The organism is Alteromonas sp. WD8-37 (assembly GCF_055326825.1).
The window spans coordinates 658,255-683,441 of sequence record NZ_JBUZOV010000001.1 but is presented as its reverse complement, the minus strand read 5'-3'; the positions used below and the strand labels follow the sequence as shown (position 1 = coordinate 683,441).

Sequence of the window (25,187 nt, the reverse complement as noted above, 5' to 3'; positions counted from 1 at the left end):
TGGCGTTATTAGCGGTCATGATCTTTGAGCCATTCATTTAACAGCTTTATCTGGCCGCATTTGTACGCGGCGTACATGACGCGCAATGAATTTGTCAGCATTTCGCTGTCGCTCCAGCCGGTTTTTTGATGCATCTCATCAAAACAGCGCATGGCTTCGGGCGACACATACCCACGGACCATCTTGCGGCCTGCAGCTTTTTGCTTTTCACGAAACCGGCGTTGTTTATCGGCGTTTGCCTGTGCGTGGTTCTTTTTTTCTGCCATAGGGCCACGTTAATCAAAAGCAAGGGTGACTGTCTATATTACAGACAATTAGCAACAGGCCCAGTGCTTTTTACTGCAAGTAGATGGAATACACTAAAAACGGTATATCAGTCACTTAGCAGTACTGATTTACAAAATTATGATAATTTGCTTAAAAATTAGCAAATATCGACTGTTCGGAGTTGTTTAGCGTACAAGTGTTCGCTAAATTATGCGCAAGCTTTTTAACCTGTAAGAGAGATTATGTCGCAACAACAACGGAGTTTTTCTCGCGAAGACCTTTTGGCCTGCAGTCGTGGTGAAATGTTTGGCCCGGGCAACAGCCAGTTGCCGGCCCCTAATATGCTTATGATGGATCGCATTGTTTCGATCTCCGATGAGGGCGGCACCTTTGGTAAAGGTGAGATTGTCGCAGAGCTGGATATCAATCCGGACTTATGGTTTTTTCAATGCCACTTTCCGGGTGACCCGGTAATGCCAGGATGTTTAGGCCTGGATGCCATGTGGCAGCTGGTGGGCTTTTTCCTGGGCTGGAGCGGCGGTCCGGGTAAAGGGCGCGCACTGGGTGTGGGCGAAGTTAAATTTACCGGCCAAATCCTGCCAACAGCCAAAAAGGTCACCTACCGGATCAACTTAAAGCGTGTGATCAAGCGCAAGCTGTTTATGGGCATGGCTGATGGTACAGTAGAAGTGGATGGCCGCGAAATCTATTCAGCCAAAGATTTGAAAGTCGGCCTGTTCCAGGACACTTCTAACTTCTGATCCGCTACACGTCATTGAGTTATAAAAAAGCCCCGCATCACGCGGGGCTTACTGTTTGTTCAACGTCAAAGAGAGTGTTTAACGTACGGAAAGGCCAACCTGACGGTCGCCGACCGCTTCACGCCATCCTCCTAACCAATGTGACCGTGTATCAAAAGATTGAAATGGGCAATTTTCCTTTGACCGACCGCTGATTCCAGCTTGATATCCCTTTGCGTGGGCGCGAGTCAATTTGTCTCTTTTTTGTCGTTTCATTGATAAGCCTCTTTTGTCAGTTAATGCACAACATCAGCACAATCACTCCTAAGCTTATGGGTCGACGAGTGTGTGTATTGATGCGGTACAGTACTGTGATAGCGACTCTGCCTGCCCGGTTCAAGTTAATTTAACCGTTTAACCTGTTGACAATATTTAAGCGCATGAAAAAAGGTGGGTTTTATTGTTACATTTTTTTTGCATTAAAAAGACATTTTTAAGACAAAAAAAGTTTAACCGAAGACTCAATCTGGGATGTTGCTATCTAATCGGCCGATAAATAAAAAAAGCCCGGCACATCGGCCGGGCTCTTTTTGGTTAATCACTTTGCTTATTTGCTTAGCGACGACGCAACAATCGGCGCCAGCCAGCCACCAATAACAAGCCGGCTAATGCGCCAAGGCCGGTGCTGGCCCCGCTGCGTTCAAATTTTTCTTCTTCAATGTTGCCTACATCATCGGCTTCGCAGGTTTCAATTTCCCCATTAGGATTCGGGGTCAGTTTCACCGCCACGATACGATCTTCCAACTCTTGTTCGCCCTGCGCATCCAGGTCCAGTTCGCCGTCTATGAATTGCTTCGGACGGCGCACCAGCGCATTGGCGATGATTTCGTTGTTGTCGTTGATATCAATAGCATCAAGCAACAGATACTCGCTGTCGCAGCTGGTCAACAGGTTCAGATCGGTCACGCTTTCATCACCCACCTGATACATTATGGCGTGGGTTCTTGGTTGGCGGGCATCTGCCTGGCGTTCGAATTGCGAGTTACCCACCACAATATTGTTGTTGTTGATGGCGGTAGGCCGCACCTGCGCATTATCAAAAAAGCTCTGCGGGTAGAAGGTTTCGCCGGTATCCGGGTTGTGCACAAACAAAAAGTCACGGGCTGAATTATTGGGTTCGCGGGTGACCTGACCAGCAATCCAATTTTCATCATTAATCGAGATAGCCCGGCTTTGGATATTTTCGTCCCGCGGCAGTAATTCAGTGGTTTCACCATTGGCCAGTAAAACCGCTACCTCTTCGCGTTCACTACTTCGACGCGAATTGCCTAAACGCGTTAGGCTCACAATCTCACCAGTTTGAGAATAGCCGACTGCGACACCGACATTATTAATATCCAGCGCCTGCCCGGAAAATTGGATATTTAGCTGATCACCTTCCGGGGTAAACACCAAAGGATATACCTGGGTGTCCACCAGGGTACCAGCAGCATCCAGTTGCCAAATTACCGGGCGGATTTGTGCACCGTCTCTTAACGGTTGGCGGATCCTGGCCAGATTTCCATTTCTATCTAATTCACGCAGGTAGGTGACATTTTGCAAACATTGCGCTTCGGTGACCGTATTTCGGCTTTCTTCGTCGGCACAATTGGCAATGGCTTCTAAACTGGCTTCAGAGAATGCGGTGGTGCCATAACCGGCAACCTGAAAATTATTGTTTACTGCAAAGGCTTCAGCGTAGCCATTTAAGGTGTCATCTGGCGATGGCAAGCGAATAGCGGTGCCGTTGACTTCGGCAAAGGCCTGCTCGTAACCGGCTGTGCCCAAAAAGTACGCTTCTTCACCATCTTCAGTAGTAAAATCTGTGCGTACAAATGGCAACTGCGAGGCGCCTACCACAAAATTACGATTCAGGCTATCGCGGCCCACTACGGTGGCGGTTTGGGTAACCCCTCCGCCTTCCACCGGCGCGTCCAGCCCATTGATGGGCGTTGCTTCTACCGTATCGGTCACATAGGTACGAAAGTCTGCCAGGCTGGGAAACACCAGGCTCGCTGTGTTATTGGCACTTTGCAGCGTATTCACAATCCGTTGATAGTCAAACGACGTAAACTGGCCGGCCCGTGCGGCTTCGGGGTCTTCTAAAGCAAGAACGTCGATAAGCCCACTTTCATTAAGTAACGCGACATCCAGGCGCGGATTAAATTCGTTGCGTACCGCGGTAAGCATGGTGCCGGTGTTATCAATAGACTTGGCAAAACTAGTCTTGGCCTTTTCCTCAACGGGTAAAGGCGTAACATCATAAGTGGCGGCGGTAGCAGCTGAACTGCCTGTAGCCAGCAGCAACGCTGCGGCAAGCTGTGTTAATTTCATGTACTATCCTATTTACTGCTGAGTCTCTTCCAGCATGCTTTCCAATTCATCCCAGCGCGCGTATCGCTGTGACAGCGCAGCTTCGGTTTGTTCGAGTTCGGCCAGGGTGCTGGCTGTACTGTCGTTGTCCTGTTTGAAAAAGGCCGGTGAGTTGACCACATCCTGTAGCTGGCTAAGCTGGGTTTCGAGTTGTTCGATTTCTGCCGGTAACGCTTCTAATTCGCGTTGGTCTTTGTATGATAACTTTTTCGGTTTGCTGACAGAAGCCTTTGCCTTAGGACTCTGGCTATCTGGCTTGGTTCCCTCAGTGCGCTGTTTTTGCGCAGCTTTTTTTGATTCTGCCTGTTGGCTTTGCTGCTGTTTGTACCACTGCTCCACATCCGAAAAACCGCCGACAAATTCTGTTAGCTGGCCGTAGCCTTCAAAGACCAGACAGCTGTTAGCCACATTATCGACAAATTCCCGGTCGTGACTGACCAGCAATACCGTGCCCTGATAGCTGGCCAGCAAGGTTTCCAGCATCTCCAGCGTTTCCACGTCCAAATCGTTGGTAGGTTCATCGAGCACCAGCACATTGCTGGGCTTAAGCATCAGTTTGGCCAGCATCAGGCGGTTTTTTTCACCCCCTGATAAAGATTTGACCGGCGCGTTGACCCGCTCGGGGCTAAACAGATAGTCCTGTAGATAGCTGATCACATGGCGCGGCTGGCCATTGACCATCAAGTCGCGTTTGCCGTCACCTACCGCATCAATCACGGTTTGTTCGATATCCAGGCCAAACCGGTGCTGGTCAAAATAGGCCACTTCCAGATTGGTACCCTGGCGCACACTGCCCTGCTGCGGCTCAAGCTGGCCTAGCAGCAACTTTATCAACGTACTTTTACCGACGCCATTGGGGCCAATCAGGGCCAGTTTGTCGCCGCGCATTACATTCAGACTCAGGCCACTGACGATATCTTTGCCGCCAATGTGATAGTGCAGATCTTCTACCTCAAATACCATCTTACCGGAGCGTACACCCTGCTGCTGCGCCGCCACCACATTACCCTGTAATTCACGGCGGGCGCGGCGTTCATCACGCAGTTTTTTCAGCGCGCGTACGCGCCCTTCATTGCGGGTACGGCGGGCCTTGATGCCCTGCCGTATCCACACTTCTTCCTGCGCCAGTTTTTTATCAAACTCGGCATTCTGAGTGGCTTCGACTTCCAGATCCTGCTGCTTTTTTTCCAGATAACTGTCGTACTGGCCCGGGTAGCTGGTGATCGACCCGCGGTCCAAATCCACAATCCGGGTTGCCATATGGCGGATAAACGCCCGGTCATGGCTGACAAACACGATAGCACCATTGAAGTTCACCAGGCTTTGTTCCAGCCAGCGGATCATTTCGATATCCAGGTGGTTGGTAGGCTCATCCAGCAACAATAAATCCGGCGCCCGCACCAATGCCCGGGCCAGAGCGGCTTTACGCCGCCAGCCACCGGACAAGGTGGTCAGTGAAGCATCCGGGTCTAATTTGAGCATGGTCAAGGTCTGAGCAATCTGTTGCTCCAACTGCCACGCATCACGGGCTTCGATAGCGTTTTGCAGGGTTTCCAGCCGGGCCAGATTTTTATCACTGGGATCCTCGGCAATCTGACGGGTCAGATGATAATAATCCTTTAAGATACTGCCGACATCGGCCAAGCCCTCGGCCACATAATCATACAATGACACGTCGGTGGTTTGCGGGGGGTCCTGCTCCAGCCGGGCGACGATAGTCTGGTTATCAATGATGCGCTGGCCGTCATCGGCCACCACATCACCGGCAATGACCTTCATCAGGGTCGACTTACCACTGCCATTGCGGCCAACCAGGCACACCCGTTCACCGGGTTGTACCACCAAATCCACGCCATTGAGCAATGGCGGGTGGCCATAGATGACGGTGATATTTTTTAGCTGCAAAATACTCATTGAAGAAACCTTGTTAATTCGGGCCCGGTAAACGGCCAGGCCAGTTCGGCCTGGCTGTCACTGCGTTTGATTACCGGGATCCGGGCACCGTACTGATGATATAGCATTGTATCATCCCGCACATTGACTTGGGTAATCTGACCCGGCTGTACCTGGGTGAGCAACAGGCTCATGGCCTGCTGGCACAGACTGCACTGCGGGCCGGTATATAAAATCAGTTGCACAATGTCAGTAGCCAGCACTGGTGGATATTGCTATGGCGGGCAAAATCACCGGGGATGGTCTGGCTGGTGATGTTTTCCACGCTCAAGCCCAATGCCTCCAGGCCGGCATGATCCAGCTTGAAGCCCCGCTTATTGTTAGAAAACACCAGGGTGCCACCGGGTTTCAGACAAGCTGTGGCCTGCGTCAGCAACTGCAGGTGGTCGCGCTGCACATCCCAGGTGGATTGCATGCGCTTAGAGTTGGAAAATGACGGTGGATCGATGAATATCAGATCATAGCGGCCGCTGTGCTGAGCCAGCCAGCTGGTACAATCCGCCTGCACAAAGGCATACGGCCCGGTCAGTTTGTTTATGCGAAAGTTTTCCCGCGCCCAGTCCAGGTAGGTATTGGACATATCGACGGTACATACCGAACGGGCCTGGCCCAGTGCTGCAAACACCGACACACTGCCGGTGTAGGAAAACAGGTTCAGCACATCTTTATCTTTGGCCATGCGCTGCACGATTTGACGGGTTTCCCGATGGTCCAGAAACAAGCCGGTATCCAGATAGTCGGTCAGGTTGACCAGTAATTGCGCGCCATTTTCATGCACAATCTTTTTCACCCCGCGCTGGTCCAGCTTTTCGTACTGGGCGCTGCCTTTTTGCTTGGTGCGAACTTTTAGGGCAATTTGTTTGGGCGAGATCCCGGTCACTGCCGGTAAATGCAGTAACACCTCCTGCAAGCGGCGGCGTGCTTTATCCTCATCGATATCTTTCGGTGGAGCGTATTCCTGCACCACTAACCAGTCGTCATAGCGGTCGATGGCCACATTGTAATCCGGCAAATCGGCATCGTAGATGCGATAACAATTGGTATTTTGTTGTTTCACCCAGCTTTTTTGCTTTTTCAGATTTTTACGCAGGCGATTAGCGAACTCGTGATTTTGCGCATCATCAGAAAATTGCTCGCAGTTGGCTTCATCCAGCACATAATTGACCAGCCGGCAGGCCAGTTTGCCGTTATTCATGGCATAGTCTTTGGCTGCACGCAGTTTTAACACCCGCAGCAAGTCCCGATTGCTGGATAGCAAGGTAACATGCCAGCCTTTCCAGGCGGTTTTAAGCTGTTTGCCCCATAGTGAAAATAAGGGGATCAGTTCAGTCAGCTCGCCCAGGCGTTCGCCATACGGCGGGTTAGATACCAGATAGCCTTTATTTTTGTGTGGCGGCGCGGCTTTGGTGGCATCTTGTTGGGCAAACTGAATATCATGGTAGACGCCGGCTTCATCGGCATTTTTACGTGCAGCACTGATCAACTGGCGGCTGTTGTCACTGGCCATGATAGGGCCTTGCAACGGGCGCTGCACAGCCAGGGCGTCATCCACCAGGCGCTCCCACAGCGCAGCATCATGGCCCAGCCAGCGGGAAAAGCCCCAGTGGCTGCGTTTGATACCGGGTGCTATATTGCGGCTGATATAAGCTGCCTCAATGGCAATGGTACCTGAGCCGCACATCATATCTGCCAACGGCTGATCGAGCGCGCCGGTCCAGCCAGAGCGCATCAGCATGGCACAGGCAATATGTTCTTTTAAAGGCGCGGCGCCGGTTTCCTGGCGATACGCCCGCTGATGCAAACTCACCCCGGCCAAATCAATGCCCAGGGTGACCTGTTCGCGCTGGCAGCGAGCATACACTGGCAAATCCGGGTGTTTACGCTCCACCGAAGGGCGCTGGCTGCCATGCTGCAAAAACTGATCAACAATGGCATCTTTGATTTTGACCGCACCAAACTGGGTGTTGTTGATAGCTCGGTTGGTCCCAACAAACTGGACACCCAAGGTATGGTGGGCATGCAAATGCTCTGACCAGCGCACGCTGTCGGCCAGCTGGTAAAGATCGTCGGCGGAGTCGACTTTACCTTTGGCCAGCTGCCAGATCACCCGGTTGGCCAGGCGCGACCATAAGCACAGGGTCAGTGCCTGCTCCAAGGTGCCATTAAAAGACAATGCTCCGGGGGTTAACTTCACTTCAACGCCGGGGCACAAGGTTTCGATTTCTTGTTGCAACAGCTCATCCAGCCCGCGGCTGGTGGTAACAATAATGGTATTCATAACAATGTGCCTTGCCCGCCACAGCGGGCGTTGGGAAAATTAAAGTGCGCGTGCAATCTGTTTGATCAGCGCCGGCCCCTGATAGATAAAGGCCGAATAGACCTGGACCAGTGACGCACCGCCATTGAGGCGTTGCTGTGCAGCGTTGGGCGAATCAATGCCACCTACGCCAATGATCGGGATGGCGCGGTCCAGCGCTGCCGACAGCCGTTCGGTCACCTGTTGGGCCTGCTGGGTTAATACTGAGCCGCTCAGTCCGCCAGCTTCTTCAGCATGGGGTAATCCACTGACCGCTTCGCGGCTTAAGGTGGTGTTGGTGGCGATTACGCCATCCATTTTAGCAGCCAGCAATGAAGCGGCGATACTGTCGATCTGTTCGCCGGTCAGATCCGGGGCAATTTTAATAAACAAAGGCACATACCGGCCATGTGTCTGGCACAGTTTTTCCTGAGCTTCTTTTAAACCAAGCAGCAGTTTATCCAGCGCCTCGCCGTATTGCAGGTCGCGTAGGCCGGGCGTGTTGGGTGACGAGATATTCACCGTGACATAACTGGCATAGGGATAGACCTTGTTCAGGCAAATCAAATAATCCTGCAATGCCTGCGCTTCTTCGGTGTCTTTGTTCTTACCGATATTAATGCCAATCACGCCTTTAAAGCGGGCTTTTTTGACATTTTCTACCAGATAGTCGACCCCTTTGTTGTTAAAGCCCATGCGGTTGATGATGGCTTGCTTTTCGCTGATGCGAAACAAGCGCGGCTTGGGGTTGCCCGGTTGCGGCCGGGGCGTGACAGTGCCTACTTCGATAAAACCAAAACCCATGGCGGCAAAGGCATCAATGCAATCGCCGTTTTTATCCAGCCCTGCGGCCAGCCCTACCGGGTTCTCGAAGGTGATCCCGGCCACGGTTACCGGTTTATGCTCTGTAGCCAGGCTGTACAGCCATTTCAGCGGCGTGTGCTGGCTGCGCTTTAACCAGGTGAGCGCAAAATCGTGGCTTTTTTCGGGGTCGCACTTAAGTAATAACTGTTGGGCAATGGTAGGCATATCTTGTTTAGCTATAAAAAAGCCCTGTCAGACAGGGCTTTGTTTCGACGATGCGGCTATTCTAATGGTTCGACTTGACGCTTAAAAGCATCAATTCACGTAATGCGACGGAAAATTTCGCAAAATCATGACCTGAACTGGTCTTGAATTCCGACATCATATGATACCAGCGCTTCAGCAAGGCCTGATTGCTGTCCATCCAGTTAGTCAGAATTTCGTCAGCATCTTTGGCATCGCCGCGGCTTTGCAGCAAGTTAGCGGTGATAGAGCGCTGTTGCCAGTCCAGTTCTTCACGGTACGAAGCCCGCGCCAGCGCCTGCCAGTGGTTGCTGACCGCCTGGTTATTGATTTGCTCTAAGAACCAGTGCAGTTCCAGCTTATTACCCAACTGGAAGTACAGCTTGGCAATAATTGGCGTATCGTGCGGGTCGGCATCATCAATCTGTGCGATATCCAGGCTCGAGAACATATTCGAGAAGCTGGCCACCTGGTACGCAATATCTTCCGGTACCCCTTTTTCGGTCAGCTTATCGGTATTTTGCTTGAGCATCTTGTACTCAGATTTAACCAGGTAAGTTTCCAGATTTGCGTACAAGTCATCAAAGGTTGAGCGATAAGCATCGATGGCTTCCTGAATGCCCAGGGCTTTATTGCCATGGCGGATATACCAGCGGGCAGTCCGGCGCATGGTACGACGCGCTTCTTCAAGCATTTTCAACTGCAGGTCGGCATCGATTTGGGTATCCAGATCTTCAATTTTTTCCCATAACGGCCCGATTTTGAAGATACCTTTAACAATGCTGTAAGCATTGGCGATCTCATCCACTGTGGCGCCGGTTTCTTCCTGCATACGGAACACAAAGTTCAGGCCCATGTCGTTGATCATATTATTGGTCAACTTGGTGGCAATGATCTCACCACGCAGCGGATGCTGTTGCATCTGGGCTTCAAACTTATCGCGCAGCACTGTTGGGAAGGCTTTTACCAACAGTTTTCCGTGATACGGGTTATCGGTAATGGCCGGAATGTTCAGCTCATCTTTTAACACCATTTTACCATAGGCCAGCAGCACACACAGTTCCGGCCGAGTCAGGCCGCGGTCGGCAGCGACCCGGTCTGAGATTTCATCATCGGTAGGAATAAATTCCAGCTCGCGGTTCAGGCGCCCTTCACGCTCTAAGCCGTGAATAAAGCGCAGCTGCTCTTTGAGCGTTGACACACCGCCGCGTTCGGTAATGGACAGCGACTGGGTTTGACGATAACAGTCTTCGATCACCAGTTCGGCCACATCATCGGTCATGTCATACAGTAGGTTGTTACGCTGTTTGACGGTTAAATCGCCGTCATTGACCAGTGAGTTTAATAAGATCTTGATGTTAACTTCGTTATCCGAGCAATCTACCCCACCGACGTTGTCGATAAAGTCGGTGTTGACCCGACCGCCGTTGGTTGCGTATTCGATCCGACCTAGCTGGGTCAGACCCAGGTTACCGCCCTCACCGACAATTTTTGCCTGCACATCACGGCCATTTACCCGCAAGTCGTCGTTGGCACGGTCGCCCACTTCGGCATGCGACTCTTTTTTGCTCTTGATGTAGGTTCCGATACCACCATTCCAAATCAAGTCCACCGGCATCTTTAAGATGTTGTGGATAAGCTCATTCGGGGTCATGGTCATCTGGCGGGTACCCAGCCATTTTTTCATTTCCGCGGTCAGCTTGATGGACTTTGACGAACGGCTAAACACACCGCCGCCTTTGGAGATGAGCTCCTTGTTGTAGTCATCCCATGACAAGCGTGGATTTTCAAACAAACGCTGACGTTCTTTGTAGCTGAGCTCGGCATCCGGATCCGGGTCAAAAAAGATGTGCAGGTGGTTAAACGCGGCCACCAGGCGGGTGTGTTTTGATAACAACATACCGTTACCAAATACATCGCCGGCCATATCGCCCACACCCACACAGGTAAAGTCAGTAGTCTGGCAATCCACACCGATTTCACGGAAGTGACGTTTAACCGACTCCCAGCCACCACGGGCAGTGATCCCCATCTTTTTATGGTCATAGCCGATGCTGCCGCCTGAAGCAAAAGCATCGCCCAGCCAGAAATTGTATTCGTTAGAAATACTGTTGGCGATATCCGAGAAGGTCGCGGTGCCTTTATCGGCTGCGACAACCAGATAGGGGTCGTCTTCATCCAGACGCACCACATCGCGCGGCGGCACAATCTCGCCATTGACGATATTGTCAGTGATATCCAGCAGGCTGCGGATGAAGGTGCGGTAGCACGCCTGGCCTTCAGCCTGAATGGCTTCACGGCCCTCACCCAGCGGCAGATTCTTACAGATAAACCCACCTTTAGCACCGACCGGGACAATCACAGTGTTTTTCACTTGCTGTGCTTTCACCAGACCTAAAATTTCAGTCCGGAAATCTTCCTGACGATCAGACCAGCGCAAACCACCGCGGGCCACTTTGCCACCACGTAAATGTACGCCTTCCACCTTGGGGGAATACACAAAAATTTCAAATTTTGGCAGCGGCAACGGCATGTCCGAAATCATTTCCGGCGCCAGCTTGAACGACACATACGGCTTTTCGTTGCCTTCGTCGTCGCTTTGGTAGAAGTTGGTGCGCAAGGTGGCCTGCATCATATCCAGATAACGGCGAATGATTCGGTCATCATCGAGGTTACCCACATTGTCCAGTTGCTCTTTGATTTCGGCCAGAGTGGCTTCTTCTTTTTTCGGTGCGCGTTTTTTGTGCGGGTTGAAGCGCAACTCAAAATAGGTCACCAGCAATTTGGCAATCTGCGGATAATTAGACAGTGTGTTGGCAATATAATCCCGGCTAAACGAGCTGCCGGTCTGGCGCATATACTTGGCATAGGCGCGCAGAATAGTCACCTTACGGCCGGTCATGCCAGCGCCTAGCACCAGGCGGTTGAACGCGTCATCTTCTAATAGTTTCGACCAGACCTTGGCAAAAGATTCCTGGAACAACGCCTGGGCTTTGTCCATGTCCAGCTTTTCCCCCACTTTATGTAGCATGGTGAAATCCATCACCCAGTTGCGCTCACCCTCACAGCAGGTGATCTTGAACGGGCTTTCATCTACCACGCGCAGGCCGAAGTTTTCCAGCATGGGCAGTACATCTGATAAATGGATTGGTTCAGCTTTGTGGAACAGCTTCAGCTTCACAATTTCACTGTCACGGCGCTCTTCCTGCGGGCGGTAAAACAGCATGTCGAGCTTATGCTCGTCATTTAAGGCTTCCAGCTTATCGATATCCACCAGGGCATCGCTGGGCAGGTTTTGTTCCATATAGCTACGGCTAAACGCATTGTTGTATTTGCGTTCCAGCTCTTTGCCGCGGGCTTCACCGTGGGCCTGGGTAATGGCTGAGGCCAACCGGTCATTCCAGGTTTTGGTCAGCTCAATAATATTTTGCTCAATTTCCTTCACATCGTATTCCGCATTGTTGTCTTCGACCCGAGCAATATAGTGCGTACGGGCATACACTGACTCTGAAAAGAAGGTAGTAAATTCGACTTCTTCGGTAGCACCTAATGAATCGCGTAACAGCGCCTGGGTTTCTTTACGTAGCTGGGTGTTGTAGCGCTCGCGTGGTACAAACACCATGCATGAGAAAAAGCGGCCAAACAGATCTTTACGGATAAACAGTCGGGTAATGCCCCGCTCCTGCATCTGAAAGATCCCCATCACAATCTGGTTGAGTTCTTCAGCCGGAGTTTGCAGTAATTCATCCCGCGGGTAGGTTTCTACAATATTCACAAAGGCTTTGTACGCATGAGTGCCGGGTTCAAAGCCGCTGATATCACAGATTTTCTGGATCTTTTCACGCAAAATTGGCAGCTGCGTAACGCTTGCGTTGTAAAATGATGCTGAATACAAGCCTAAGAAACGGTGCTCGCCAATCACCTGGCCGGCATCGTTGTAGGCTTTTACGCCGATATAATCCATAAACGCCGGGCGATGGACGCGCGACCGGGTGTTGGTTTTGGTCAGGATCAGCGGGTTACCGCTAAGCGCTTCTTCACGTGCCGATGCCGGCAGTTTTGACAACAGACGTTCACGCTCACTGACCGAGTTTTTCATCAGCCCCAGGCTGCTGTCATTGTTCGGGATCCAGCGATGGTCCCCTTCGATGGCTTTCACATCGTAATAGCGATAGCCCATCATGGTAAAATTATGGTCCGCCAACCAATCTAAAAATTGTTGTATCTCTCGCTGACTATCTGCATCCACCGGCCAGTTGAGTGAACTGCTATTGTCTTTAACTTCATTTAGACGGGCCGCCATTTCCTGCCAGTCAATGACCGCCAGCGACACTTCATCTACCACCGAATGCAATTCTTTGGTCAGGGTGTCGACTTCTTTTTTTGAGGTCTGACGATCAATTTCAATAAACAAAACAGTTTCTTTATGAGCATCCTTACCGTTTTTACCCGGTTCGGTGAACTCAATAATTTGCTGATTTTCGTCACGCTTAAGCCCAATCGGGCTGTGCAGGAATAAATGCGCGGTGATGCCCAGGCGGTTTAATGCCATGCGCACTGAGTCCACCAAAAACGGCATGTCGCGCACCACGATTTCAACGATAGTGTGACTCGAATGCCAGCCATGTTTGGCAATTTCAGGGTTAAACACCCGGATGTACGGGCTGTTTTTATCGAATTTGGAGAGCACATTCCAGAGGCTCAGTGTCGCGCCATAAAGATCGCTATCATTTCGGTGCTCCAGGTCTTCATTTGAAATATTTTTATACAGAAGCTGACCGAATTGTTTCACCAGCGATTTTTGGTTCGAATCCACCTTTTTATCAATCAGCGAGGAAACATTATCAAGAAGTACAGAGTGTCGCTTGGCGGTGACTGTCATGTAAAAACCTTAAGTGTGTCGTAAGTGCAGAAAAAGCCTGACCATTTTCGCTAAAAGCGAGACGTATTAAAAGCCCTGTTTTAACGATATTTTAACAGGATAGATATCTATGCAAAAAACACCTATAAAAAAGGGCCTTACGGCCCTTTTATTTGCTTAGCTATGCAAAATTATTTTGCAGGTTGCGCATTTAATGTTCGTTGCGCTTGAGCCAAAGTACCCGGGCCAGTGCCGGTAGTACGATGATGGCGCCCAACATGTTCACCACAAACATAAATGTCAGTAGGATCCCCATGTCCATCTGGAATTTCAGTGACGAGAAGACCCAGGTGCTGACGCCGACCGCAAGCGTGATGCCGGTGAAGATCACTGCACTGCCCCGCTCTTTGAGCGCTGCCAGATAAGCTTGCTGTACAGTGTCGCCATGTTTAAGGCGGGTATTCATGGTGGATAAGATATAAATACCATAATCCACACCGATACCTACACCCAGTGCGATGACCGGCAAGGTAGACACGGTAAGGCCAATCTGCAGATAGGTCATCAATGCCTGGGCCAGTACCGATACCACATACAGTGGGATCACCACCGACAAGGTCGCGCGCAGCGAGCGGAAGCTTAGCAGACACAACAGGATTACTGCGCCAAACACATAGCCCATCATAGGCAACTGCGCGCTTTTCACCGCTTCATTGGTGGCTGCCATTACTCCGACAGGGCCCGAAGCGAGGCTGAATTTAAGCTCATCGGTTTCATATTCCTGACGGTAGGCTTTAACCGCATCCACCACGCGAGAGATGGTTTCGGCTTTGTGATCTTCCATAAACAGGATGATGGGCATCACCGAGCAATCGCCGTTCAATAAGCCTGAGGAGGTAGGCACGCGGGCAATCGCCTGAACCAGGGTTTGCTGGTTTCGTGGCAACACTTGCCACTTCACATTACCTTCGTTGTAGCCAGCGTTGACCACCTTGGCGATAGACGCTAAGGATGCAGTGGACTGTACCCCGGAGACATTTTCCATGCGCCACTGAAAATCATCAATGGAGCGCATCACATCGTAACTGGTACAGGCATCGCCGGAGGTTTCCACCAGAACCGACAGATAGTCGACAGTCACTTCATAGCGGTCTGTGATTAAAAAGGTATCCTGGTTGTAACGCGACGATTCATGCAGCGCCGGAGCACCGGCATGCAGGTCACCGATTTTCATTTTTTGTGACTGGTACAAGCCAAACACAAACAGCAGCGCGGTTACCAGCAAGATGGTATAGGCGGTCTTTTTGTGCGAGCACTTGGCCACCCACTCCCAAAACCGGGTGCTGTGTGCTTCTTTGCCTTCAAAGCGCGCAACATATTCGTGGTTAAGCTTTAAAAAGCTCATCAGCACCGGCAGCAACACCAGGTTGGTCAGGATGATTACCGCTACCCCGATACTGGCGGTGATGGCCAGTTCACGGATGATGCCGATATCAATGACCAGTAAGGTCATAAAGCCCACAGTATCAGACAGCAGTGCAATACCACCGGGGATCAGTAGACTGCGAAAGGCAAACATAGACGCATGTTTGGCCCCGGCACCGGCTACGGCTTTTTTCTCCACCGCATTGATCATCTGTACGCCATGAGACACCCCGATGGCAAAGACCAAAAATGGCACCAGAATCGACATGGGGTCGATACCAAAGCCCAGCACAGAAAGCAGCCCCATCTGCCAGACCACAGCGATAAACGAACACGCCAGTGGCAGGATGGTCAGCATAATGCTGCGCGAAAAGAAATACACCATGATGGCGGTGATGGCCAGGGCGATGGCAAAGAACAGCACCACATCTTTGGCACCGTCGGCCACATCGCCAATCATCTTGGCAAAACCAATCACATGAATGGAGATGCGTTCATTTTCAAACTGATCGCGTAACTGCTTTTCCAGTTCCCCAGCCAGCGCCAGGGTATCTAAGGGTTCACCGGTTTCCGGGTCCAGTTCCAGCAATTGTGCTGTGACCATGGCGCAGCTGTAATCGTTAGACACCTGACGGCCAACAATATTGGCTTTTTCAATATTGGCTGCCACTTTGTCCAGTGCTGATACGCTATTGGCATTGAAGTCGGCCGGGATCACCGGGCCGCCGGCAAAGCCACCTTCAACAATTTCGGTAAAGCGGGTGGACGGCGAAAACAGCGACACCACCAACGAGCGATCCACACCGTTGATAAAAAACAGCTGGTCGTGCACATTTTTAAGGGTGTCGAAAAACTGCGGGTTGAAGATATTGCCACTTGTGTCACACACCGATACATAAATACTGTTGGCTCCACCAAAATCTTTGCGGTGCGCCATATAAGTTTGCATGTATTCGTGATTAAGCGGAATGTTTTTTTCAAAGCCAGCGTCCAGCCGGATTTGGGTGGCCTGATAGCCTAAAAACACGGTGGCCAGTGCAAATAACCCAATCACTACGGCGCGATTGGTAAACACCAGCCGTTCAAGAAAATTTGTGATACCTGACATAATGCATTCTTATTGTAAATTTAACTGCTTAATTCCATTTGCCGTGACCGCGATAACCTGTTGCTTAAAGCGTTTGGCATTGATGAGCGCCGCTTTGTCATTGACCTGCTCCACCTTTACCCCTTCGGCCGGAGTACACTGCGCTGGATTGGCATAAGGATCGAGCTGACTAACCGGGAGCGGTCGGTTGAGCGTTACTATCATGCCGTTGTTGCCTAGCGCATGAATGGTGGTATCAGAACCGACAAAGATAGAGTTTAAGGTGCTGGTGGAACAGGTATTTACATATTCCCACTGGCCCGGTTCGCGCATCACAAATACATTGCCCCGTAACCCGACAGTAAGCATGGTCGACTCATCCAATGCTTTAATGTCAAAAAATGACCCGGTGTAATCCACTTCATAGCGCTGCCAAGTTTGGCCCTGATCCTGGCTGTATGCCAGCGTGCCAGCTTCGCCGGCCAGATACAGGGTTTCTTCAACCTGGGTGACCCGATTGATGTGCGGTAAAATAGAATTCAGTTCTTGCTGGTAAAAAGCCTCGTCTTCTTCACGAATTTGTTCTAAATATTCGCGATCATACGGGTCGAGCAAGGCAGCATGCAGTTCCGGGTTCCAGGTGGCGCCGCCGTCGCGGGTGCGATAAAACATGCCGTACGCGCCCACTGCTATACCGTGTTGCGCGTTAAAAAAGGTGATATCCAAAAATGGCCGTTGCATATCCGGGGCTTCAAACTGAATGGTCCAGGTTTGGCCATTATCTGCTGAATGTAAGATGGTGGCATCATGACCTGCCGCCCAGATATTATCCCCAACTGTGAACACTGCAGTTAGCGTAGCTGTAGTGGGTACGGTTGCCTGACGATATTGCGTGCCATTATCTGACAACAAAATATGCCCGCGCTCCCCGACCATCACCAGCTGTTTATTGGCAGCAATGTCCAGTAATAAGGATTGTTCGACCAACGGTGCTTGGTACGCGGTCTGTGCGCCCACAGCAGTACTCAATGCCAGTGCAGCCAATGCTGCCAGAGGTTTTTGCATAAGAAAAACAATCCTGAATAAAACAAGAAGCAGCCTGAACGCCGGTAGGCGATCAGGCTGAGGTGATATTAACGCATGCCTTCGCGACGAAGGGCTTGAGGAGTAAATTCAACATCCCGTGGACGAATTGAAAAATCGTAAATCTGCTCTTCGTTGTCCAGGCCGATAGCCAGATAACGACGCGAATTCAGATCATGATATACATCCAGGGTTGACCACTGGGTAGGCACATCATAATAGTTTACCCCGTAAGCAATCCCGACACGGTACAGCTCGTCCCGGTTGTCATACATATCGGCAACCTGGATTTGCCAGCTATCCTCGTCGATGAAGAATACACGTTTTTGATAAACATGGCGAAATCCTTCTTTCAAGGTTGCTTCAACCACCCAAACACGGTGCTTTTCCCAGCGGGTTAAGTCCGGATTGATATGGTTTGGCTTCAGGATATCGTCGTATGTTACGCCCTGGCTGTGCAACTCGTAGTTGTTGTACGCCACAAACATTTCTTTTTTGCCTTTCAGCTCCCAATTGTAGCGGTTAGGAGAGCCGTTAAACATGTCGAAATCATCGGTGGTACGCAGACCGTCTGCCGCGGTTCCCGGCGTGTCATACGCGATATTTGGCGCAGCGCGCACCCGGCGCTGACCCGTGTTGTAGGTCCAGGCGCGGCGTGGCTCTTTAATCTGGTCAACAGTTTCGTGAACCAGCAATGCAGTACCGGCCAGACGCGCAGGCTTGGTCACTTTTTGTTTAAACATAAACAAAATGTTGTCTTCCAGCAGTTGCTCCGGGGTCATTTCAGGTTGGGCATATTTGATCAGCAGTTGCTCATCAAAACCAATTACGTTGTAGTCACCGGACGAGGTAACCGCAGCCTGACCACCGTAACGCTGTACGGCTTCACCGCGATAACGCAGGATGTGGTTCCAGATAGCTTCCAGACCATTTTGTGGTACCGGAAACGGGATACCAACCACTGCGCCTTTCAGGCCATTGCCGCCTTCAATCAGTTCTGCACGAGTGGCATTTTGCTTGGTGGCATCGTACACCGCTTGCGGGTTTGAAGCTGAGCGGCGGGTTTCATACACTGGCATTTCAAAGGTGTCAGGATACGCTTCAAACAGCGCTTTTTGCCCTTCTGACAAAAACTCAGCGTACTCCTGGTAATTTTTGCCAGTAATTGTAAACAGCACTTCGTCGCCAGGATACGGGTCTGGATGATGGTCGCCCTGCGAATAGCCTTCAGGCGGTGTGGTGATCCCGCCGGTCCAGGCCGGGATACTGCCATCTGCGTTAGCCGCTTTTTCGCCGCCCAGCGGAGTCAGTGAATTACCCAGTTTATCCGCTTCTTCCTGCGACACTTTGGCCAGCACAGCAGTGCTGGCAAAGGAAAGAGATACGGCAGCAGCAATAATGCCTAGTTTCTTAATCATAAATAACGCCCCTTAAATTGCATACTTGACGTTGAATGACACAAAGTCACGGTCAGTCAACTGGTTGGTGGTGCCTACCCCGCCGAAAAAGGCGCTGTAAGAGGCAGTTGCCGACCAACGGCTCAAATAATCAAATGTAAATGACAAATTGGCTGATTTTCTGTCTTCGATGAATAAAAATAGTGGGTCTGGTGTAGTGCCATCCACATCGTGTGAGAATGTTGCGCGGGCACGCAGATTTACACCAGCCATAATGTTGTTGTAGTCGGCCACAGCCAACAGGTTGTAGCCCCAGGCTGAATCAGTTGCAAACGGATTGGTTTCCGGGCCGTTAGATAAACCTACATGCAAACCAGTACGCGGGTTACCACTTGGTGTGGGCTCCAGTGACGGTGTGCGCGCAGTGCCCGGCGCATTCAGGCGCACCACATTCGGATCCGGGAAGTCCATGATGTTGACGTAACCGGCTTCACCCAATAAGACAAAGTTATCTGAGCCAAACATTGGGCCAAACACATGCGACACAGTGAACTGCGCCTGCCAGGTGTCAGAGAATACAAAACCTTGTGCAGTCTCACCCGGGCCGACATCACGGCCAATATTGTTCAGCTGCGAGATACCGGCTAAATCTGGGCGCAGGCCCACATTGGCCAACTGTTCAGGCATGCCCATGTACAACAATTCTACATCATCAATTTGCAGCGGCTCGTCCTGACGGAAGGCAAATTCTCCTGCCAGTGCAGTGGTACCGATATTGGTGTTAAAGCTCACACCATACAATTTGATGTCTTCTGGATAGAAGAACTGTGATTCGGTGAAGGCTTGCAGTTCGGTGATATTGTCACGGGTGATCGTATTTTGTTGAATAAACGCGATATCCCGGGCGATGCCTTCCTGAGTAAAGTCAGAGGTCACACCCGAAATGAGCGGGCGCTGGCTGTGATAGTTGATATGGTAAAAACTGAATTCTGTTTCATTCAGATTTTCTGCAAACCAGGTCAGGCGTAAACCAAACTGGCCCTGATCGTCAGCATCGTTGTGCGCCGCATCAGAATAACCACGCACCGCTACCTTGGTAGGATACGCCAGGTATGCCTGGGAAATCTGCGCGGGATCGGCACCGCCGTTTAACGCTGCACCTAACTGATTCAGCTGAGTTAACAGAGTATCTAAGTTGATATCCGGGTTGCCGGAAAAGCCCAGCTGAATATTGTTAAACTGACCGCCTTCGCCGGCAAAATCGTTGGTCGCAAAATAACTGCCCGCTACCGGCAACCAGCTGCGTTCCCATTCATACTGATAGTAACCCGACACGCTCACAGTATCGGTCAGGCCCAGCGAAGCATACACCATACCCACCGGAATGAAGACTTCACGCAATTCTGCACCAGGTGCGCGGGCACGGGTCACATCCACCGGGTTGGTGGTATTAATACCATGCTGGATAAAGGTGCTTTCGCCCCAGCTGATGACCTGACGGCCCACACGCACGGTCAGTGGCTTGTTGCCTACCCACCAATCGCCGTAGAAAAAGGCGTCAAGTAAACGAAAATCACGACACAGCAGATCACGGGCTTCTGAATCCCGACAAAGATCCTGAGGTTGATTGGTAATGGGGTTTTCGTAGGCAGTACGGCCGCTTTCCTGTTCAAAGTCATAGAACCAGAACGCACGAGCAAAAAAGCCGTAATCGCCAAAATTGACATCCAGCTCATGGTTACCGGCGATTTGCGTAGAAAATGCTTCGCCCGGATCATGGGCCAGGTTGCCCAAATCACCATTGGTGGAATAGGAGCCGTCGCCAGACAGCGCCCAAACATCAGCACTTGGGTAGATTACATTGGTGGCAGCATTGTAGCCGGTCCAATTAAACTGTGGATGATTACTGTTACCAATCAGGCTGTAATCCCGGCTTTCGGTACGAATACTGGTAGCCAGTGTAAATGTTGAATCCAGTGTGACACTGGCATCACCAACCTGCCAATTGGCACTGTGTGCAGGCGCAGCGGCCATCCCTAAAAGTGTGAGGACACCGGCAGCGACAGGTGATCGTTTAAATGCGCGTAACCCTGTTGTCATAGTTTTTATTCTCCCAAGTTGACGTTTTGGTGGCGCCGAAGTGTTAACCTACCATAACGATTAACAAAATCATTACATCATTTTTAAGCGAGCGCAAGAACTAATCGTACCAGTTAACATTTAAAGATTGATTGCAGGATCAGAGGGTTAAAATTGGGTAGCAGAAAGACAAAAAAAAGCGAATGGTCAAACCATTCGCTCAAAGCTGATCATTTTATTGGCCGCGGTCACGCCTAAGCGGAATCGCCCCCTGATGCCGCCGGAGGTGATAAAGCGACGTAGCGAGGCGCAGGGAACCTGCACCCGCTGGCCACTGTCGGCCACCAATACCACATCGCGAAGGGGGCCGCGATACAGCTTTTCACACTCCTGGTAGGTGGCCGACAGGGTAAAATAATAATAGTTAGCCGCCTGCACTGCCGGTCTCGTAGGCCAGACTTTTACTGACTTTTTCGTACAGATCGCCGCTTAATTCAGGCTTATCCATTAACCGCTGCAACTGGGCTTTCATCAGTTTCTGATAGGCCGGCGCATAGTTGTGCCACTGGGTGAGCGGCGTAACAATGCGGGCGGCTACCTGCGGATTGACTGCATCCAGTTCCAGCAAATAATCAGTCACATAGGCATAACCTGAGCCATCCAGATTGTGAAATCCAGCGGTATTGAAAAAGGCAAAACTACCAATCACAGCCCGTACCCGGTTTGGATTGCCCATGGTGAACTGTGGGTGTTGTTGTAGCAGGGTTAGCTGCGACAAAATATCGTCCCGTTCAGTGGTGGCATGTAAGCCAAACCATTTGTCGAGCACCAGCGGATCGTCCTGCCATTTTTGCTCAAATGCATTCATCAGGCGGCCAAATACATCACTATCCCCAATCTGCGCAGCTTTTAAGGCGCCCAGTGTGTCGGTCATATTGTCAGCCGCGTTAAATTGCTGTTCAACCAGGGCACTGCCCTGCTGCGTTCGGGCCAGGTGGGCCAGCACCACATTACGGCACCGGCGGGCTGTGACAGAATGCTGATCATACTGATAGGCGCGAGTGTCCAATGTATCTAATAGTGCTTTTAAGCTGCTTTGCATCTGCTCGGCAAACGCCTGGCAAAAGGCTTCGCGGGCCGCGTGCAAACTGGCCACGTCAATATGCTGGCGGGTTTGGCACAGGGTCTCGAAACTGGGGATGACCAGACACTCACCGAGTAATTCACGGTTGCCCTTTTCCCGGTCAATCACCTGCTGCAAGCCTTGCCAGATAGTGTCGCCGATTTGCTCAGGCTGACCAGCTTCATACTGGCTGATACACCAGCTATATAAGGACTGCAGCGCATCCCAGCGATTGAAATCATCGTTGGCATACTGGAACACACTCAGCAGTTGCTCAGCATTCAGATTGTTATCCACTTTGGCCGGCGCCGAGAAGTTACCCAGAATAACTGGAATTAACGGCTCTTTGACCTCACTGAAATATAAGGTGGTAGAAGGAGCATCCAGAATGACCATACCATCCACCACTTTACCTTCATCATCCTGATAATGACTACCCTGGCTGTCGATACAATCAAAGGCGACCGGAATCAGCAACGGTTGCTTGGTTTTTTGATCCGCAGTAGGTGGCGTATGTTGCGACAGTGTAATCGCCATGCGCTGGGCCTGCTCATCAAACTGTGTGGTCACCGCTATTACGGGGGTACCGGATTGTGCGTACCAGCGGGCAAAATGGCTTAAGTCCCGATCAGTGGCTGTTTGCATGGCCGCCACAAAATCATCGCAGGTTACCGCCTGGCCATCATGGCGGCGGAAATATTCATCCATGCCCCGGCGAAAGCCCTCAGCGCCCAACAAGGTATGGAACATCCGAATCACTTCGGCGCCCTTGTCATACACGGTCACAGTATAGAAGTTATTCATTTCAATAACTTCTTCAGGGCGGATGGGATGGCTCATGGCACTGGCATCTTCGGCAAACTGGTGTTCACGCATCACCCGCACATGTTTAATGCGGTTGCTTAGCGCGCTGGTCATATCGGCGCTAAACTGCTGGTCGCGAAACACGGTTAAGCCTTCCTTCAGGCTTAACTGGAACCAGTCGCGGCAGGTAACCCGGTTACCAGTCCAGTTATGAAAATATTCATGGGCGATAACCGATTCAACATTAAAAAAGTCTTCATCGGTGGCGCTGTCCTGATCAGCCAGCACAAACTTGCTGTTAAAGATATTCAGGCCTTTGTTTTCCATGGCGCCCATGTTGAAAAAGTCCACAGCCACGATCATGTAGATGTCCAGATCGTATTCCAGGCCGAAGGTTTGTTCGTCCCAACGCATGGCTTTTTTCAGCGACTCCAGCGCAAAATGCCCACGGCTTTGTTTGCCCTTGTCGACATACAACTCCAGCTTGACCGGCTTACCACTGGACGTGGTGTACTCATCTTCCAGCAGGTCAAAATCGCCAGCCACCATGGCAAACAAATAGCTGGGCTTGGGGAATGGGTCTTGCCAGGTCACATAGTGGCTGCCGTCGTCATGCTCACCGCGGGCGATGGGATTACCATTGGCCAGCAGTGTTGGATACTGTTGCTTATCGCCATGCATGGTCACTTCAAAGGTGGCCAGCACATCCGGTCGGTCTAAATAATAAGTGATACGGCGAAAGCCTTCGGCTTCACACTGGGTGCAGTACGTGCCGTTAGACAGATACAGCCCTTCCAAAGCCTGATTATGCTTGGGGTCGATTTCGTTGACGATATGTAAGGTGAACGTATCCGGCACGTCGTGCAGCGTTAAGTGCTCGTCAGATTGTTCGTAGCCGCTAAACGGGTTGCCATCAACGGCCACCGAGTGCAGCGTCAGTTTATAGCCGTCCAGCACCAGAGATTGCCGATGCTGGCCCTGCCGGGATACAGTCAACTCGGTGGAGACGCGGGTTTGGGTCGGATGTAAGCGTACATCCATTTTTACATCGCTAATGGTAAAAGCGGGCGGCTGATAATCCGCCCGGCGCTTAACCTGCTTACTCATGACTTCTCCTTTAGAGCTTAGGCATCAGACTCCCTTGGTTCTGTTTCAAAAGGAGGCTTGATTCGTAGGATTTTAATGCCGACATAGGCATAAATGACTGCCAGTATCGGGCTTATTACGTTAAAGAATGCATAGAAGATGTATTCAAACGGGTGCACGCCCAGTACGCCATGCATATAGGCCCCACAAGTGTTCCAGGGGATTAGCGGTGAAGTAAGGGTGCCACCGTCTTCTAAACTACGCGATAGATTGAGCTGATCCAGACCGCGTTTTTCGAACTCTTCTTTGTACATGCGGCCAGGCATCACAATGGCCATATATTGATCGGCGGTGACCAGGTTGGTGCCCAGACAGGTCAAAATGGTACGGCTAATCATATCACCAGCAGATTTGGCACCACGTAATATTGTGGTCACTGCTCGCTTGAGCAAGCCGACTTTTTCCAACACCGCACCGAATGATAGCGCACAGATAATCAGCCAGATAGTATTAAGCATGGAGGACATGCCGCCGCGGCTCAGCAGACTGTTTAAGTTATCATCGCCGGTGGAAAAGCTGACGCCGTCATACAACGAGGTCCACACCACTTTTAAGGTGCCGATGGCAGCTGAGTCACCACTTTCAGCCATGCTCAATACCACATCATGCTGGAACAACACTGCCCACAGAGCACCCATCAGCGCGCCTATGGACACCGCCGGAAATGCCGGCATTTTTTTGATGGCCAGCGTCAGTAATATCACCAGTGGGATCAATAGTTCCCAGCCCAGTGAGAATGATGATGCCAGCAAGGTTTGCATGGATTCGATACGTTCAACAGTTGCATCGCCAGATTCGCTAAAGCCTAAAATCACAAAAGCAATCAGCGCAATTACGAAGCTGGGAATGGTGGTCCACAGCATATAGCGGATATGCTCAAACAAATCGGTGCCAGCCACAGCCGGGGCCAGGTTGGTGGTTTCAGACAGCGGCGAGATCTTATCGCCAAAATATGAACCCGATACCACTGCACCGGCGGTGATAGCCGGCGACAAGCCCATGCCTGACGCCACGCCCATCAGCGCTACACCCACGGTGGCAGCGGTGGTCCAGGAACTGCCAATACTCATGGCCACCACCGCACAAATCAGGCAGGTCGCAGCATAAAACAGTGACGGATTTAACAGCTCCAGACCATAATAAATCAAGGTGGGGACCGTACCGGCCAGCATCCAGGTGCCAATCAACGCCCCTACCGCAAGTAGGATCAAACAGGCGCCCATGGCCATGGAAATGCCGTTAACAATGCCCTGTTCGATGTCTTTCCATTTATGGCCGTTTTTCATGCCAATCAATGCTGCCAGGCCAGCGCCAAGCAGTAATGCTATCTGGTTAGGGCCGTAGGAAGAGCCATCACCAAACAAATAAACAGCCGAACCCATCATAATAATCAGGGCAATAATCGGGATTAAGGCATCGGCTAATGACGGTGCCTTGGGAGTTTTTGTTGTCATAATCGCCTCCTGG

16 protein-coding genes are annotated in these 25,187 nt (G+C 51.1%); 1 reads left to right on the top strand and 15 read right to left on the bottom strand.

Going from position 1 to position 25,187, the window contains the following annotated elements; genetic code table 11:
• Positions 1-8 precede the first annotated feature (8 nt).
• A complete protein-coding gene (locus ACTUJZ_RS03035; protein WP_463634784.1) occupies positions 9-266 on the bottom strand; it encodes a hypothetical protein in 258 nt (85 codons plus the stop codon).
• Between the two features lie 243 nt (positions 267-509).
• On the opposite strand from ACTUJZ_RS03035, the gene fabA reads away from it, so the two are divergent.
• A complete protein-coding gene (gene fabA / locus ACTUJZ_RS03030) occupies positions 510-1,028 on the top strand; it encodes a 3-hydroxyacyl-[acyl-carrier-protein] dehydratase FabA (RefSeq protein WP_463634783.1) in 519 nt (172 codons plus the stop codon).
• Positions 1,029-1,106: 78 nt separating this feature from the next.
• On the opposite strand, the gene rmf is transcribed toward fabA, so the two are convergent.
• The 14 genes from rmf to nhaC form a co-directional block, all read right to left on the bottom strand.
• The gene (gene rmf, locus ACTUJZ_RS03025) at positions 1,107-1,283 is read right to left on the bottom strand and encodes a ribosome modulation factor (protein WP_463634782.1); all 177 of its coding nucleotides are present in this window, start codon (positions 1,281-1,283) and stop codon (positions 1,107-1,109) included.
• Positions 1,284-1,622: 339 nt separating this feature from the next.
• Positions 1,623-3,380 (bottom strand): DUF3466 family protein, encoded by a 1,758-nt coding sequence (locus ACTUJZ_RS03020; RefSeq protein ID WP_463634781.1) that lies wholly within the window; start codon positions 3,378-3,380, stop codon positions 1,623-1,625.
• Between the two features lie 12 nt (positions 3,381-3,392).
• A complete protein-coding gene (gene uup, locus ACTUJZ_RS03015) occupies positions 3,393-5,333 on the bottom strand; it encodes an ATP-binding cassette ATPase Uup (protein ID WP_463634780.1) in 1,941 nt (646 codons plus the stop codon).
• Positions 5,330-5,557: a glutaredoxin family protein gene (locus ACTUJZ_RS03010; protein ID WP_463634779.1), complete on the bottom strand. Its 228-nt coding sequence runs from the start codon at positions 5,555-5,557 to the stop codon at positions 5,330-5,332. The genes uup and ACTUJZ_RS03010 overlap by 4 nt, the downstream gene beginning before the upstream one ends.
• The gene (gene rlmKL, locus ACTUJZ_RS03005; protein ID WP_463634778.1) at positions 5,548-7,650 is read right to left on the bottom strand and encodes a bifunctional 23S rRNA (guanine(2069)-N(7))-methyltransferase RlmK/23S rRNA (guanine(2445)-N(2))-methyltransferase RlmL; all 2,103 of its coding nucleotides are present in this window, start codon (positions 7,648-7,650) and stop codon (positions 5,548-5,550) included. Before rlmKL ends, ACTUJZ_RS03010 begins: the two co-directional genes overlap by 10 nt.
• 39 nt (positions 7,651-7,689) lie before the next feature.
• Positions 7,690-8,697: a quinone-dependent dihydroorotate dehydrogenase gene (pyrD, locus tag ACTUJZ_RS03000; RefSeq protein ID WP_463634777.1), complete on the bottom strand. Its 1,008-nt coding sequence runs from the start codon at positions 8,695-8,697 to the stop codon at positions 7,690-7,692.
• Positions 8,698-8,758: 61 nt separating this feature from the next.
• Positions 8,759-13,597 carry an NAD-glutamate dehydrogenase gene (locus ACTUJZ_RS02995; protein WP_463634776.1) on the bottom strand — a complete coding sequence of 1,613 codons (4,839 nt, stop codon included), beginning with the start codon at positions 13,595-13,597 and terminating at the stop codon, positions 8,759-8,761.
• A 190-nt stretch (positions 13,598-13,787) separates the two neighbouring features.
• On the bottom strand, positions 13,788-16,109 hold the full coding sequence (locus tag ACTUJZ_RS02990) for an efflux RND transporter permease subunit (protein ID WP_463634775.1): 2,322 nt from the start codon (positions 16,107-16,109) through the stop codon (positions 13,788-13,790).
• Between the two features lie 9 nt (positions 16,110-16,118).
• The gene (locus ACTUJZ_RS02985; protein ID WP_463634774.1) at positions 16,119-17,153 is read right to left on the bottom strand and encodes a WD40/YVTN/BNR-like repeat-containing protein; all 1,035 of its coding nucleotides are present in this window, start codon (positions 17,151-17,153) and stop codon (positions 16,119-16,121) included.
• Between the two features lie 68 nt (positions 17,154-17,221).
• Positions 17,222-18,589, bottom strand: coding sequence for a DUF1329 domain-containing protein (locus ACTUJZ_RS02980; protein ID WP_463634773.1), 1,368 nt, complete (start codon positions 18,587-18,589; stop codon positions 17,222-17,224).
• Positions 18,590-18,601: 12 nt separating this feature from the next.
• Entirely contained in the window at positions 18,602-20,668 is a 2,067-nt protein-coding gene (locus ACTUJZ_RS02975; RefSeq protein ID WP_463634772.1) for a DUF1302 domain-containing protein, read from the bottom strand.
• Between the two features lie 186 nt (positions 20,669-20,854).
• On the bottom strand, positions 20,855-21,085 hold the full coding sequence (locus ACTUJZ_RS02970; protein ID WP_463634771.1) for a DUF2835 family protein: 231 nt from the start codon (positions 21,083-21,085) through the stop codon (positions 20,855-20,857).
• Positions 21,072-23,681, bottom strand: coding sequence for an aminopeptidase N (gene pepN / locus ACTUJZ_RS02965; protein ID WP_463634770.1), 2,610 nt, complete (start codon positions 23,679-23,681; stop codon positions 21,072-21,074). Before pepN ends, ACTUJZ_RS02970 begins: the two co-directional genes overlap by 14 nt.
• 17 nt (positions 23,682-23,698) lie before the next feature.
• A complete protein-coding gene (gene nhaC, locus ACTUJZ_RS02960; RefSeq protein ID WP_463634769.1) occupies positions 23,699-25,174 on the bottom strand; it encodes a Na+/H+ antiporter NhaC in 1,476 nt (491 codons plus the stop codon).
• Between the last annotated feature and the right edge of the window lie 13 nt (positions 25,175-25,187).

Bases quoted from the DNA above. Each gene is read 5' to 3' on its own strand.
- ACTUJZ_RS03035 (WP_463634784.1), bottom strand. From the start codon at position 266: ATGGCAGAAAAAAAGAACCACGCACAGGCAAACGCCGATAAACAACGC.
- fabA (WP_463634783.1), top strand. From the start codon at position 510: ATGTCGCAACAACAACGGAGTTTTTCTCGCGAAGACCTTTTGGCCTGC.
- rmf (WP_463634782.1), bottom strand. From the start codon at position 1,283: ATGAAACGACAAAAAAGAGACAAATTGACTCGCGCCCACGCAAAGGGA.
- ACTUJZ_RS03020 (WP_463634781.1), bottom strand. From the start codon at position 3,380: ATGAAATTAACACAGCTTGCCGCAGCGTTGCTGCTGGCTACAGGCAGT.
- uup (WP_463634780.1), bottom strand. From the start codon at position 5,333: ATGAGTATTTTGCAGCTAAAAAATATCACCGTCATCTATGGCCACCCG.
- rlmKL (WP_463634778.1), bottom strand. From the start codon at position 7,650: ATGAATACCATTATTGTTACCACCAGCCGCGGGCTGGATGAGCTGTTG.
- pyrD (WP_463634777.1), bottom strand. From the start codon at position 8,697: ATGCCTACCATTGCCCAACAGTTATTACTTAAGTGCGACCCCGAAAAA.
- ACTUJZ_RS02995 (WP_463634776.1), bottom strand. From the start codon at position 13,597: ATGACAGTCACCGCCAAGCGACACTCTGTACTTCTTGATAATGTTTCC.
- ACTUJZ_RS02990 (WP_463634775.1), bottom strand. From the start codon at position 16,109: ATGTCAGGTATCACAAATTTTCTTGAACGGCTGGTGTTTACCAATCGC.
- ACTUJZ_RS02985 (WP_463634774.1), bottom strand. From the start codon at position 17,153: ATGCAAAAACCTCTGGCAGCATTGGCTGCACTGGCATTGAGTACTGCT.
- ACTUJZ_RS02980 (WP_463634773.1), bottom strand. From the start codon at position 18,589: ATGATTAAGAAACTAGGCATTATTGCTGCTGCCGTATCTCTTTCCTTT.
- ACTUJZ_RS02975 (WP_463634772.1), bottom strand. From the start codon at position 20,668: ATGACAACAGGGTTACGCGCATTTAAACGATCACCTGTCGCTGCCGGT.
- pepN (WP_463634770.1), bottom strand. From the start codon at position 23,681: ATGAGTAAGCAGGTTAAGCGCCGGGCGGATTATCAGCCGCCCGCTTTT.
- nhaC (WP_463634769.1), bottom strand. From the start codon at position 25,174: ATGACAACAAAAACTCCCAAGGCACCGTCATTAGCCGATGCCTTAATC.